Source organism: Erythrobacter sp. (genome assembly GCF_011765465.1).
In the GTDB taxonomy this organism is placed as follows: Bacteria; Pseudomonadota; Alphaproteobacteria; order Sphingomonadales; family Sphingomonadaceae; genus Erythrobacter.
In genome coordinates, this window is record NZ_CP050265.1 from 795,151 (window position 1) to 808,494 (window position 13,344).

A 13,344-nucleotide genomic window follows, 5' to 3' on the forward strand; every position below is an offset into this window, starting at 1 on the left:
GGCCCTTCGCTGAAGGGCTCGTATAAGATCGTCGATCACACCTATGACGTCGTCGTCGTGGGCGCGGGCGGATCGGGCCTGCGCGCCACCATGGGCGCGGCCGAAGCGGGCCTTCGCACGGCGAACATCTCCAAGGTCTTCCCGACCCGCAGCCACACGGTCGCGGCGCAGGGCGGAATCGCGGCGAGCCTCGGCAACAACACGCCCGACCACTGGACCTGGCATATGTACGACACGGTCAAGGGGTCGGACTGGCTGGGCGACCAGGACGCGATCGAATATCTCGCGCGCGAAGCCCCGCAGGCGGTCTACGAGCTCGAGCACGCGGGCGTGCCGTTCAGCCGCAACGAGGACGGGACGATCTACCAGCGGCCTTTCGGCGGGCACATGCAGAATATGGGCGAAGGCCCGCCCGTGCAGCGCACCTGCGCCGCCGCCGACCGCACGGGGCACGCGATGCTCCACGCGCTCTACCAGCAGAGCCTCAAGTACGATGCGGATTTCTTCATCGAGTATTTCGCGCTCGACCTGATCATGGCCGATGTCGACGGCGAGAAGAAATGCGTCGGCGTGATGGCGATGTGCCTCGACGACGGGACGATCCACCGCTTCCGCGCGCAGAGCGTGGTGCTGGCGACCGGCGGATATGGCCGGTGCTACTTCACCGCTACATCCGCGCACACCTGCACCGGCGACGGCGGCGGCATGGTGCTGCGCGCCGGGCTTCCGCTGCAGGACATGGAATTCGTCCAGTTCCACCCGACCGGCATCTACGGCGCGGGCGTGCTCATCACCGAAGGCGCGCGCGGCGAGGGTGGCTACCTGACGAACAGCGAAGGTGAACGCTTCATGGAGCGTTATGCGCCGTCCGCGAAGGACCTCGCCTCGCGCGATGTCGTCAGCCGCTCGATGGCGCTCGAAATGCGCGAAGGGCGAGGCGTCGGGCCGGAGGGGGATCACATCTACCTCCACCTCGACCACATCGATCCCAAGGTGCTGGCCGAACGGCTTCCCGGCATCACCGAGAGCGGCAAGATCTTCGCCGGCGTCGACCTGACCCGCGAACCGCTGCCGGTGACGCCGACCGTGCATTACAACATGGGCGGCATCCCGTGTAACTATCACGGCCAGGTCGTCACCATCGGCCCGGACGGAAACCCGGACCATGTCGTGCCCGGCCTCTACGCCGTGGGCGAAGCGGCCTGCGTCTCGGTCCACGGGGCGAATCGCCTCGGCTCCAATTCGCTGATCGACCTCGTCGTGTTCGGCCGCGCGACCGGCATCCATCTGAAGGAAAACCTCAAGGCCGGCGCGAGCCAGCCCGAACTTCCGACCGACAGCGCCGACTTCGCGCTCACCAGGCTCGACCACTTCCGCTATGCCGAGGGCGGCTCGCCCACGGCCGCGATCCGCGCCGATATGCAGAAGGCGATGCAGCAGCACGCCGCCGTGTTCCGCGACCAGAAGCTGATGGACGAGGGCGTCAAGAAGCTCGCCGAGCAGAACAAGCGGATGGAGGACATCCACGTCACCGACAAGTCGCTGATCTGGAACTCGGACCTGATCGAAACGCTCGAACTCGACAACCTCATGGCGCAGGCGAACGTGACCATGGCAAGCGCCGCCAACCGCAAGGAAAGCCGCGGAGCCCACGCGCACGAGGATTATCCCGAGCGCAACGACAAGGAATGGATGAAGCACACCGTCGCCTGGTTCGACGGCTGGGGCGGACGCGGCTCGAACATCCGCATCGATTACCGCCCGGTCCACGAATACACGCTGACCGAAGACGCGACCTACATCGAGCCCAAGGCGCGCGTGTATTGAGGACGCAGGCGGCGTCCGGGCTCTCCCGGACGCCGCGCGCAGCTCCCGGACGATGCCGGTTCGCTAGTCACGCCGAACCGGCTTGACGCTTGCAGCAGCGGCGGGCAGCTTGCCTGCCTATGAAGCGGGGCGCGATCATGGTGGGGGTCTGGGCGAGCCTGCTTGCTCTTGCTGCACCGCCGACGCTCTCTGCCAACCCCAACCAGCCGCCTCCTCACACCGAGCCTTTTCCGAACCTCGTCACCGGCGAGAGCCGCGAGGATGCGAAGGCCAGCTTCGATCTCGGCCCGCAGATGCGGCGCGGGGTGAGCGTTGCCGAAATGCTGGAGCAGCGTGCGCGGCTCGATGCGGCGCTGGGGCAGCTCAGGGCGCATCGCAGGGGCACGGTCGATGCCTATGTCGTGACGGTGGCGCTCGACAGCGACCCGGTCTTCGCCCGCGAGGCGCGCGAGGCGGGACGGGTGCTTGCCCGGCGCTATGGCGCGGACGGGCGCACGCTGGTGCTCGCCGGGCCGGACGGCACGCGCGACGACCGGCCGCACGGCTCGATCGAGGCGCTTGCGCTCTCGCTTGCCCGGATCGCCGAGCTGATGGACCCGGAAGAAGACGCGCTCGTGCTCTACACCACCAGCCACGGCGCGCCCTATGGCCTCGTCTTCCATTACGGCGACACCGGATACGGCATTCTCTCGCCCGCGCGGCTCAAGTCCGTGCTTCAGGAACTCGGCATCGCGCGCCGCGTGCTGATCGTCTCGGCGTGCTATTCGGGCATCTTCATCCCTGAACTCGCCGGCCCCGACAGCGCGATCATGACCGCGGCAGCGGGCAATCGCACCAGCTTCGGCTGCGAGGCGGACAATGACTGGACCTTCTACGGCGATGCGATGATCAACCGCGCTCTGAGGAAGCCCGTGCCGCTGACCGAAGCCGCGCAGGAGGCGAACCGCACCATCGCGGGGTGGGAGGCGAACCTTCGCCTGTTCGCCTCGCTCCCGCAATCGAGCATCGGGGACGGGGCGAAGGCGTGGCTGGCCGAACTGGAAGCGAACCTCCCCGCAGCCGCGGACCCGGTCGGGCGGTCGGCGTTCGAAGCGGCGAAGGAGAAGCTCGCTAGTCAGCCTGCTCCACAACCCGCACGTCGATGATCTTCACCGGCTCGGCCAGCATCTGGCCCTTCATCACCCCTTCACCCTTGTCGGGATCGCCGGGCCGCGCGTGGATCGCGGCGACCACGTCCATCCCGCCGGTGACATAGCCGAACACGGCATAGCCATTGCGCCACGTCGGATTGTCGCTATCGGGCCGCGCGTCGAGCCCGGTCTGGTCCTGCAGCATGATCGAGAAATCGCCGTTCGCCGTGCCGGGTTCGCCCATCGCCATCGAAAGCGCGCCGTTGGTGTGGGAAAGCCCCGTCTCGCTGGTCGGCTCGTGTTCGATGCCGGGCAGGATGCGGTCCGGATCCTGCTGCGTTCCGCCCTGGATCAGCCCGTTGGGCATCGGCTCGCGGTCGAGTTTCATCGCGCGGTAGAACACCGTCCCGTCGAAGCGGTCCTCCCTTGCATAGCGCAGGAAATTGGCCGCGGTGATCGGCGCGCGCTCGGTTTCCAGCGCGACGGTGATGTCGCCCAGTTCGGTCTCGATCACGACGGTCTGCGTCTCGTAGTCCTTGGGCGGGGTCACGTCGGCGGGCGGGGGAGGGGGCGCGTCCGACTTGATCTCGAATTTCGCCAGCAAGGTGCGCTGGCAACCGGGCGCATCGTCCTCGGCGCAATTGCGGAAATTGTCGTCGCTGACGAGGTAGAAATAGGTCTTGCCCGATTGCTCGCGCAGGGCCAGCCCTTCGAAATTGTCGAGCTTCATCGGCGGGCGCAGCACGGCGAGCGTTTTGGGCGGCACGCCGCCTGCGACCTCGACGATGGCCGCGCGGTTGCCCTCCTCGGGGCGGTAGCTGCGAAAGAGGACGTAGCACGTGCCGTCCGCCTTGCACGCGGCATCGGTCGGCACGCCGCCCGCCTCGGCGATGCCTTGGGGGGCGGGCAATTGGAACAGGCTCGCGCTGGTGCCGGTCACGCGCACGCAATTTGGGCGGTCGGGGCTGGCCCATTCTCCGCAGGCGATGAAGCCACCCTCGAAAGCGGCAAGCGCCTCGATCCCGCTATTGCCCGAAGCCTGCGAGAGCAATTCGGCGGCGCGGTCCTCGGTGGCGGTGGGTGCGCCTGCGTAATCGACATAGCGCCAGATGCGCTGCTCGCGCTCAAAGGCGATAAGCCAGCCGCCCGCCGGGTCGAACGCGATCGCCTCGGCATCGGCGCGCTCCTTGTCGTCCAGCTCGTCCCCGTCCGTTTCGAGCAGCGGGCCGATCTCCATCGCCGCGACGTCCACGAGGCGGCGGTTGATGTCGTCGGGCACGATGCGCAGCCAGCGCCCGTCGTCGGCGACCGCGTGGAGCGCGCCGTCCGCCCAGTCGAGGCCCGAAATTCCGCCGATTGCGAATTCGTCCGGCTCGATCTCGACCGCGCCGCGGAAGACCAGCTCGCCGACCTCCTCGTCCTCGCCAAGGCCGAGATCGGCGGGGTTTGTCAGCGGGAAGAACTCCTCCGCCACCAGCGCGGCGGGCAGGGGCAGGGCTGCGAGAATCGCGGCGAGCAGGGCGAGAAGGGCGGGGCGGTGGGTCATGCGTGCGATGATATGCGCGCTTCGTCGGGGCGCAAGCGTCGTTCGTGGATGTTCATCCGGGCTTCATGTTTACAGACGTAGTCGATGCGCCTACAGATGTAATCGCAAGCAGGGAGACCGCTTTCGTGACCGACCGTAACCCACCCGAAAGGATCAGCGAGGCCGAGCACGCCGTGATGGAGGCGCTCTGGACCCGCGGGACTATGACCGCCGCCGAAGTGTGCGACGTCGTCTGCGAGAGCCGCGGCTGGAGCCTCGCCACGGTCAAGACCCTGCTCTCGCGCCTTGTCCAGAAGGGCGCGATCGGGGCCGAGCCCGACGGGCGGCGCTATCTCTACAGCGCCCTGATCGAACGCGCCGATTACGTGGGCGGCGAATCGCGCCGGCTCGTCGACCGCCTGTTCGGCGGGCGGCCCGCCTCGCTCTTCGCCCACCTCGCAGAAAGCGAGGCGCTTACCGAAGACGACCTTGAGGAGATCGAGGCCCTGCTGAAGGAGATGCGCAAATGAGCGGCTTCCTCCTTGAAACGCTGGTTTGGACCGGGGCGCTGATCGCGCTGGTCCTTGTCCTTCGCCGCCCGGTCGCGCAGGTGTTCGGGCCGCGCATGGCCTATGCCCTGTGGGCGCTGCCGATGGCGCGCCTCCTGATGCCGCCGATCACGCTGCCCGCCTGGCTTGCGCCCGCGCCCGAGGCCGAACCGATGACCGTCGGGCTCGCCCTTGATGCAGGCGAAGTCCAGACGGTCGCGCTCGCGCCAGCCACGCGCGAGGCTGACCCTGCGCCCCTTCTTTCGCTCGACTGGGAGGCGCTGGGCACGGCCGCGCTGCTCGTCTGGCTGGCGGGGGCGGCGGTGTTCCTCGCCAATCGCTTCCGCCACTATTTCGCCCTGCGCGATGAGCTGGTCGCCGATGCGCGCGAGGTCGGGCGCCTCGAGGGGCCTTTCGCCTCCATCCGCCTGATCGAGACGCCGGGCACGGCCGCGCCGCTCGCTTTCGGGGTGGTCGACCCCGTGATCGCCCTGCCGCCCGGCTTCATGGCGCAGGCCGACCGCACGGCGCGCGACCTCGCGCTGGAGCACGAAATCGCCCACCACCGCGGGCACGACCTGCTCATCAATGTCCTCGTCCAGCCGCTGTTCGCCGCGCACTGGTTCAATCCGCTCGGCCGCTATGGCTGGCTCGCGCTGCGCCGCGACCAGGAAGCGGCCTGTGACGCGCGGGTCGTCGCCGCGCGTTCGAGCGACGAGCGCGCGGTCTATGCCCGCCTCATCGCCAGCACCGCCGCCGGGCCGCGGGTCGCGCTCGCCGCGCCCATGGCCTGCCCGGTGCTGGGCGAACAATCCATCATCCATCGCTTGAGGAGCCTGAAGATGTCCGACCTGTCCCCCCGCCGCCGCATCGCCGGTCGCCTTGCACTGGGCGCAGCCGTGCTCGCCCTGCCGCTCACCGCGTCGATCAGCTATGCCGAGGCTATCGCGCCCGAAGCGCCCGCAGCTCCGGCTGCGCCCGCCGCGCCCGCTCCGGCTCCGCAGCCGCCCGCGTCGCCTGAAGCTCCCGACGCGCCGCCCGCGCCCGAGGGGATCGAAAGCATCGACCCCGACAGCGCCGAACCCCAAGTCTATTACACCGAGGAATCCGAATACGTCACCATCGTCGAGCGCGAAGAGCCCGGCGCGGACGGCAAGAAGCGCAAGGTGATCGTCAAGCGCGTCACCGACGGCGACGGCAATGTCATAAGCGAGGACGAGCGCGGCCTCACCCTCGGCTCCCGCACCGAGGTCATCCGCGGCAAGCGCGCCAGCGGCGAGCTCAGCGACGAGGAAGTCGAGGAAATCATGATCGAGGTCCGCGAAGGGCTCGCCGAAGCCGACGCGGCGCTCAAGGAACTGCCCGCGATGCTGGCCGAGATCGAGCGCGAGGGCGACATGGTGAAGCACCGCACCGTGGTCGAGATGCAATGCGATCCCGCCAGCAGCGAGGTCGCCACCACCACCACCGACGAGGACGGCGTGACCGTGGTGAGGCTGTGCCAGGCGCGAGTGATGGCGCAGGCGCTCGAGGGGATCAAGGAAGCGCGCCGCTCGATTGCCGCCGACCGCGAGATGTCCGCTTCGATGCGCAAGAAGATCCTCAAGGAGCTCGACCGCCAGATCGAGACCTGGGAGGACGCCAACAGCTGACGCGCCGCTGCGGCGCCAGCGCGAGGGGGCGCGCGGCCTTGCGGCCTGCGCGCCCCTTTCGCGTCATTCCTTGCTGGTCTCCGGCTCTTGCGAGGCCATTTCCGCTTCCATCGTCATCTCGCGAGGGCGCGCCGGGTAGTCGCAACCGCGCCCCATGCCGAGCCCCTTGAGAAAGCCGCGCCGGACCATCCCGGCCGTGATCGCATAGACGAGCGCGCGCTTCTCGCCCGCCGCACCCGTGACTTCGCGCAAGATCCCGCGAAACGGAATGAGCGACCCGACCAGCCCCTTGGCGACGCGGCCCGGTTTCAATCCGCCCTCGGGTCGGCCGAGATAGTCGTAATCCGGCCCCAGCACCGTATCGATCCGCGCGATCTCGGCGACGATCGCGTTGCAATCGGTCAGCTCTTCGCGGGCGTAGGGGGCTTCGGCGGCCTCGACCAGCACGGCGGGTATCTCGCTGCCGTCGATGTTGAGATCCTCGAGCGGGGTGCGGGCGATGTCCTCGACATCGGCATCGGGCTTGGCCACCTGCGCTTGGGCCGGGGCGGCTGCGCACACGCCCATCAGCGCGAGCGCCGCAGGCGCGAGCGCCCTATTCGAAATACCTGTCGCAAACCGCATGATCGCCTGTCTCCATTCCGGCTTTCAGCGCCGCCATTCGCTGGGCGCTGGTGCCGTGGGTGAAATTCTCCGGCTCGATCCGCCGCCCGGCCTGTCGCATCAGCGTGTCATCGCCGATGGAGCTGGCGGCGGCGAGCCCTTCCTCCATGTCGCCCGGCTCGATCCGTTCCCGGTTGAGCCCGGCCCACACGCCCGCATAGCAATCGGCCTGCAATTCCATCCTCACCTGCAGGGCATTGGCCCGCGATGGATCGCGCGCCTTGGCCTGCCGCACCGCGCCCGCGATCCCGGTCAGGTTCTGGATGTGGTGGCCGTATTCGTGGGCGATGACATACAAACGCGCGAAATCGCCGCCCGTGCCCGCCATTGTCGCAAGCTGGTCGTAAAAGCCCGTGTCGATGTAGATGCCCATGTCCGCCGGGCAGTAGAACGGTCCCGCCGCCGACGTGGCGCTGCCGCAGCCCTCGGTCGTGACCGCGCCGCCGCGATAGAGGTCGAGGACGGGCTGTTCGAACCGCGCCCCGGCGCGCGCGAAGACCGGCTCCCATGTCGCATTGAGGCTGGCGAGCGCGTCGCAGGCTTCGGCCGCATAGGGGCCCATCGCGCAGACCTCCGCCTCGCTCATCTCGCTCGCCCCTTCGCCGCGCTGGGGGAGCGCCTGCTGCGCGCCTTCCATCATCCCGATCGTCTGGCGCGGATCGAGGTCGAGGAAAAACGCCGCCGCGAGCGCGATGAGGATGCCGACGATGCCGAGCCCGCCCGCCTTCTTCGCGCGGCCGCCGCCGCTGGAGCGGACCTTGATGTCATCGGTATCGTGCCGGTCGAGCCGCATTGCCTTCTCCCCTCCCGCGCCTGCTTCCGCAAATCGCTGGACAGGCGGCGCGCGTGCGGCGAAAGCACGCGCAAGGATGGAACGAGTGCAGGAGAACGACGAAATGCTCAAGACCGATGCGGCTGGAGGCACCATGCTGGCGGGCAAGCGCGCGCTGGTGACGGGGTCGACTTCGGGCATCGGCCTGGCCGTCGCGCGCGCGCTCCATGCCGAGGGCGCGGGCATCGTCCTCAACGGCTTCGGCGACGAGGCCGAGATCGCCGCGCTGCGCGAGGAGCTGGCTGCGGATTACAGCGGTGCGAACCTGATGGACGCGGGTGCGATCGAGGCGATGATGGAGGAGGTCGGCGACATCGACATCCTCGTCAACAATGCCGGGATGCAGCACGTCTCCCCGGTCGAGGACTTTCCGCCGGAGAAGTGGGACGCGGTGCTCGCGCTCAACCTCACCGCCGCCTTTCACACCACCAGGCTTGCGGTTCCGGGGATGAAGGCGAAGGGCTGGGGGCGCATCGTCAACACCGCGAGCGCCCATTCGCTTGCCGCTTCGCCTTTCAAAAGCGCCTATGTCGCGGCCAAGCACGGGCTTGCCGGCTTCACCAAGACCATCGCGCTCGAACTGGCCGAGCACGGCGTCACCGCGAACTGCATCTCGCCCGGCTATGTCTGGACGCCGCTGGTCGAAAACCAGATTCCCGACACCATGGCCGCGCGCGGGATGACCCGCGAACAGGTGATCAACGACGTCCTGCTCGCAGGCCAGCCGACCAAGAAATTCGTCCAGCCCGAAGATGTCGGGGCCATGGCGGCGTTCCTGTGCACCCCGGCCGCAGACAACATCACGGGGTCGAATTTCAGCATGGACGGGGGATGGACCGCCAAGTGAGCCTTCCCGTCCGCCTCCTGCGCCTGGCCGCCGCGCTGTTCGGCCTCGCCGCGCTCGCCGCCTGCGCGAGCGCGCCCCCTCCCGCGCCGCTTGTCAGCGATGCCGAGATCGCCGCGATCCGCGCGAACCTCACCCGCGACATCGCGGTGCTGGCGAGCGACGAGTTCGGCGGGCGCAAGCCGGGCACGCCGGGCGAGGCGAAGACGGTCGATTTCCTCATCGGCCAGCTCGAGGCGGCGGGGCTCGTCTCGGGCACCAACGATCCCGGCAGCGCATGGCGCGCGCCCGTGGACCTCATCGCCACGAGCCCACAGGCGAGCGGGCTTTCCTTCGAGATCGGCGAGCGCGGCGTGCTCATCCCCGACGAGGAAGGCGCCGCCTTCACCACCCGCCGCCGGGTGCTGGTTCAGGCCGGACCCGATCTCGGCAGCGAAGTCGTCTTCGTCGGGCGCGAATCGGACAGCATCACGCGCGAGGTCGCGGCGGGGCAGATCCTCGTCATGCTCGGAGAGCCCGGCGTCAGCCCGCAGCGGCGCGCGGCGCTGTTCGCGCTGGACCCGGTGGGAATCGTCACCGTGGTCGAGGACGAGAAGTCGATAGCGGCCACGAGGCGGGCCTACGGGCGCGAACGGCTGCTGCTCGCAAGCGAGGAGGAAGTGCGCCTTTCCGCCTTCGTCACGGCGGGCGCGATGGAACGCGTGCTCGGCAAGGAGGCGTGGCGCGCGCTCGAGAAAGGCGCGGACGAGCCCGGTTTCGAGCCCGTCACCATCCCCGCGCGGCTCACGATCGAGGCGACTTCGAAGCGGCGCGAGTTCGCCTCGTCCAACGTCATCGGCCTGTTGCCGGGAACGAAGCCCGAAGCGGGCGCGGTGCTGCTGCTCGGCCACTGGGACCATCTCGGCGAATGCGGCGAAGCGCCCGATCCGATCTGCAACGGGGCGGTCGACAATGCCTCGGGCATTGCCGCGCTGCTCGAACTCGCCCGCCGCCTCGCCGCTTCCGGCCCGCACGAACGCGACATCTACGTGCTCGCCACCAGCGCCGAGGAAGCCGGCCTGCTCGGGGCCAAAGCCTTTGCCGAGAACCCGCCGCTGCCGCTCGACGCGATCATCGCCGCGTTCAATTTCGACACCGTCGCAGTCGCCCCCGCAGGAACGCCGGTCGGCTTCATCGGGGCCGGGCGCACGCCGCTCGACAAGCCGGTGCTGGACCTTCTGGCCGAGCGCGGGCGCACGACCGGCGATCCCGCCTTCGCCGAGGCGTTCCTGCGGCGACAGGACGGCTGGGCGCTGCTCGAAAAAGGCGTGCCTGCGGTGCTGGTGTCGAGCGCCTTCGCTTCGCGCGACGTGCTCGGGAGCTATCTCAGGAGCGATTACCACCGTCCTTCCGACGAGCCGGGCGCGCTCGAGCTGGGCGGGGCGATCGAGGACCTGCTGCTGCATGAGGAGCTGGTACGCCGCCTGGCCGACACCACGCTCACGCCCTCGCTTGGGCCCGCGATCGCGCCGAGCGCGCCGGAAATCGCCGCAGACCGTCGATAGCGCGCGTTCCGGCCCTAGCGTTTGCGCCGAAGCGCGATTACATGGGCCGTCACGATTCTCCCCCCAGACGGTCAACACCCGCTCAGAAAGTGACGCTCATGGACATTCCGCTCGGCCTTACCTTCGACGACGTGCTGCTGCGTCCGGCCGAAAGCGAGGTCCTGCCCTCCATGGCCGACACGAAGACGCGTCTTACCCGCGAAATCGCGCTCAACATCCCGATCCTGTCCTCCGCGATGGACACGGTGACCGAGGCCGACATGGCGATCGCCATGGCGCAGCTGGGCGGCATCGGCGTGCTCCACCGCAATCTCGACATCGAGGAACAATGTGCCGCGGTGCGCGCGGTCAAGCGGTTCGAGAGCGGGATGGTGGTCAATCCCATCACCATCGGCCCCGACGCCGCGCTGGGCGAAGCGCAGGCGCTGATGCAGCAGCACCGCATCAGCGGCATTCCCGTGACCGACCGCGAGGGCAAGCTGTGCGGGATCCTGACCAATCGCGACGTGCGCTTTGCCGAGAACCCGGCGCAGCCCGTGCGCGAGCTGATGACGACCGACAACCTTGCGGTCGTCCCGCTCGGCACGAGCCAGGAGGAAGCGCGCCGCCTGCTCCACCAGCGCCGGATCGAGAAGCTGCTGGTCGTCGATGACGACTATCGCTGCATCGGCCTCATCACGGTCAAGGACATCGAGAAGGCCGTGACTTACCCCGACGCGACCAAGGACGCTGCCGGGCGCCTGCGGGTCGCCGCCGCCACGACGGTCGGGGATTCGGGCTTTGCCCGGACCGAGGCGCTGATCGATGCCGAGGTCGACGTGATCGTGATCGACACCGCCCACGGCCACAACCGCGAAGTCGCGCGCGCGGTCGAGCGGGCGAAGAAGCTGTCGAACGCGGTGCAGGTGATCGCGGGCAATGTCGCGACGCCCGAAGCGACGCGCGCGCTGATCGACGCGGGCGCGGATGCGGTCAAGGTGGGGATCGGACCGGGCTCGATCTGCACCACCCGCGTCGTCGCGGGCGTCGGCGTGCCGCAATTGACCGCCGTGATGGAAAGCGCCGCCGAAGCCAAGAAGTCGGACGTTCCGGTGATCGCCGACGGCGGGCTTCGCACCAGCGGCGACGTCGCCAAGGCGCTGGCTGCAGGCGCAAGCACGGTGATGGTCGGTTCCATGCTGGCAGGGACCGCCGAAAGTCCGGGCGAGGTGTTCCTCTACCAGGGCCGCAGCTACAAGGCGTATCGCGGCATGGGCTCGGTCAGCGCGATGGCGCGCGGCAGCGCCGACCGCTATTTTCAGCAGGACGTCTCCGCGATGAAGCTCGTGCCGGAAGGGATCGAGGGGCAGGTGCCGTTCAAAGGCCCGGTCGCCGACGTGATCCACCAGCTCGTCGGCGGTATCAAGGCGGCGATGGGCTATACCGGCGCGGCGACGATCGAGGACCTGCAGACCCGTTCGCAATTCGTGCGGATCACCAATGCCGGCCTTTCGGAAAGCCACGTCCACGATGTCGCGATCACCCGCGAGGCGCCCAACTATCCCACTCGCTAGGTTCTTCCAATGACCCCCGCAGCCCGCGTTCAGGCCGCGATCGAGGTGCTCGACCTCGTGATCGAGGCGGCGAAGGGCGAGGGGGCGCCCGCCGACCGAATCCTCGCCGATTATTTCCGCGCCCGCCGCTATGCTGGGTCCAAGGACCGCCGGGCGGTGCGCGAGCTGGTCTATGCCGCAATCCGCGCGGTCGGGCCGGTGCCGGGCAATGGCCGCGACGCCATGCTCGCCTATGGCCGCGCGGACCCGGCCAACCACCACGTCCTTGACCTGTTCGACGGCTCGCCGCACGGCCCTGCGCCGATCGAAGCGGGCGCGATCGAGGCAAAGCCCGGCCTTGCGCCCGACTGGCTGGTGGCGGCGCTCGCCCGTTCGGGCATCGCGGGCGAGGCGGCAGCGGCGCTGATGGACCGCGCGCCGCTCGACGTGCGGGTGAACACGCTCAAGGCCGAGCGCGAGACCATCGAACTGCCTGAAAAGGGCGAACACCTCGCCGCGCCTCAGGCCGTGCGCCTTCCTTCGGGCACGCGGATCGAGGACTGGGACGCCTGGCGCGATGGCCGGATCGAGGTGCAGGATCTGGGCAGCCAGCTCGCCTGCCTCGCCGCCGCCGCGCAGCCGGGGGAGACGGTGATCGACCTGTGCGCCGGGGCCGGTGGCAAGTCGCTCGCTCTCGCCGCCGCGATGGAGAACGCCGGCCGCTTGATCGCCTGTGACACCGACAAGCGGCGGCTCGGCAACCTCCCTCCGCGCGCCGCGCGTGCCGGAGCGGGGCTGGTCGAAACGCGCCTGCTCGATCCGGGCCGCGAGGCCGAGGGGTTGGCGGATATTGCGGGCAGTGCGGACCTTGTCCTCGTCGATGCGCCCTGTTCGGGGACGGGCACATGGCGAAGGAAGCCCGAGGCGAAGTGGCGGCTCACCCCGCGCGCGCTCGAAAACTATGCCGCGCTGCAGGACCGTCTGCTCGACATCGCGGCGGGGCTGGTGAAGCCGGGCGGGCGGATCGTCTTCGTCACCTGCTCGCTTCTCGACGAGGAAGGCGCGAAGCGGATCGAGGCTTTCCTCGCCCGCCACGAGGGGTTCGAGGCCCCAGGCGTTAACCTTCCGCTCGGCGCGCCGCGCGGGAAAGGGTGGCGGCTCGATCCGTTCCATCACGGCACGGACGGTTTTTTCATCGCCAATTGCCTGCAGGCGTGTTAGCCATATGCCTTATGGCTGAGCCTGTC

The 13,344-nt window shown here is 69.0% G+C and carries 11 protein-coding genes; 8 read left to right on the plus strand and 3 right to left on the minus strand.

Features of this window, described 5'->3' with window-relative positions; genetic code table 11:
- The first annotated feature begins 9 nt into the window (after positions 1-9).
- Both sdhA and G9473_RS03880 read left to right on the plus strand, forming a co-directional pair.
- Complete coding sequence (gene sdhA, locus G9473_RS03875) at positions 10-1,827, plus strand: succinate dehydrogenase flavoprotein subunit (protein ID WP_291138204.1); 1,818 nt, start codon at positions 10-12, stop codon at positions 1,825-1,827.
- Between the two features lie 119 nt (positions 1,828-1,946).
- On the plus strand, positions 1,947-2,972 hold the full coding sequence (locus G9473_RS03880) for a C13 family peptidase (RefSeq protein WP_291136194.1): 1,026 nt from the start codon (positions 1,947-1,949) through the stop codon (positions 2,970-2,972).
- Here the strand turns inward: G9473_RS03880 and G9473_RS03885 are convergent.
- The gene (locus G9473_RS03885; RefSeq protein WP_291136196.1) at positions 2,938-4,503 is read right to left on the minus strand and encodes an esterase-like activity of phytase family protein; all 1,566 of its coding nucleotides are present in this window, start codon (positions 4,501-4,503) and stop codon (positions 2,938-2,940) included. The genes G9473_RS03880 and G9473_RS03885 overlap by 35 nt on opposite strands.
- 176 nt (positions 4,504-4,679) lie before the next feature.
- On the opposite strand from G9473_RS03885, the gene G9473_RS03890 reads away from it, so the two are divergent.
- Positions 4,680-5,012: a BlaI/MecI/CopY family transcriptional regulator gene (locus G9473_RS03890; RefSeq protein WP_291138207.1), complete on the plus strand. Its 333-nt coding sequence runs from the start codon at positions 4,680-4,682 to the stop codon at positions 5,010-5,012.
- Positions 5,009-6,682 carry a M56 family metallopeptidase gene (locus G9473_RS03895; protein ID WP_291136198.1) on the plus strand — a complete coding sequence of 558 codons (1,674 nt, stop codon included), beginning with the start codon at positions 5,009-5,011 and terminating at the stop codon, positions 6,680-6,682. Before G9473_RS03890 ends, G9473_RS03895 begins: the two co-directional genes overlap by 4 nt.
- Before the next feature lie 63 nt (positions 6,683-6,745).
- Here the strand turns inward: G9473_RS03895 and G9473_RS03900 are convergent, their stop codons facing one another.
- Together G9473_RS03900 and G9473_RS03905 are read right to left on the minus strand one after the other, a co-directional pair.
- Complete coding sequence (locus tag G9473_RS03900) at positions 6,746-7,306, minus strand: hypothetical protein (protein ID WP_291136200.1); 561 nt, start codon at positions 7,304-7,306, stop codon at positions 6,746-6,748.
- Positions 7,278-8,138 carry a neutral zinc metallopeptidase gene (locus G9473_RS03905; protein WP_291136202.1) on the minus strand — a complete coding sequence of 287 codons (861 nt, stop codon included), beginning with the start codon at positions 8,136-8,138 and terminating at the stop codon, positions 7,278-7,280. Before G9473_RS03905 ends, G9473_RS03900 begins: the two co-directional genes overlap by 29 nt.
- A gap of 133 nt (positions 8,139-8,271) precedes the next feature.
- Between G9473_RS03905 and G9473_RS03910 the strand changes: the two genes are divergently transcribed.
- The 4 genes from G9473_RS03910 to G9473_RS03925 all read left to right on the plus strand — a co-directional run bounded on the left by G9473_RS03910 (position 8,272) and on the right by G9473_RS03925 (position 13,318).
- Positions 8,272-9,024 (plus strand): 3-hydroxybutyrate dehydrogenase, encoded by a 753-nt coding sequence (locus tag G9473_RS03910; RefSeq protein ID WP_291138210.1) that lies wholly within the window; start codon positions 8,272-8,274, stop codon positions 9,022-9,024.
- Positions 9,021-10,565: a M20/M25/M40 family metallo-hydrolase gene (locus tag G9473_RS03915; protein WP_291136204.1), complete on the plus strand. Its 1,545-nt coding sequence runs from the start codon at positions 9,021-9,023 to the stop codon at positions 10,563-10,565. The genes G9473_RS03910 and G9473_RS03915 overlap by 4 nt, the downstream gene beginning before the upstream one ends.
- 98 nt (positions 10,566-10,663) lie before the next feature.
- On the plus strand, positions 10,664-12,118 hold the full coding sequence (gene guaB / locus G9473_RS03920; RefSeq protein WP_291136206.1) for an IMP dehydrogenase: 1,455 nt from the start codon (positions 10,664-10,666) through the stop codon (positions 12,116-12,118).
- Positions 12,119-12,127: 9 nt separating this feature from the next.
- Positions 12,128-13,318 carry an RsmB/NOP family class I SAM-dependent RNA methyltransferase gene (locus G9473_RS03925; protein ID WP_291136208.1) on the plus strand — a complete coding sequence of 397 codons (1,191 nt, stop codon included), beginning with the start codon at positions 12,128-12,130 and terminating at the stop codon, positions 13,316-13,318.
- Positions 13,319-13,344: the final 26 nt, after the last annotated feature.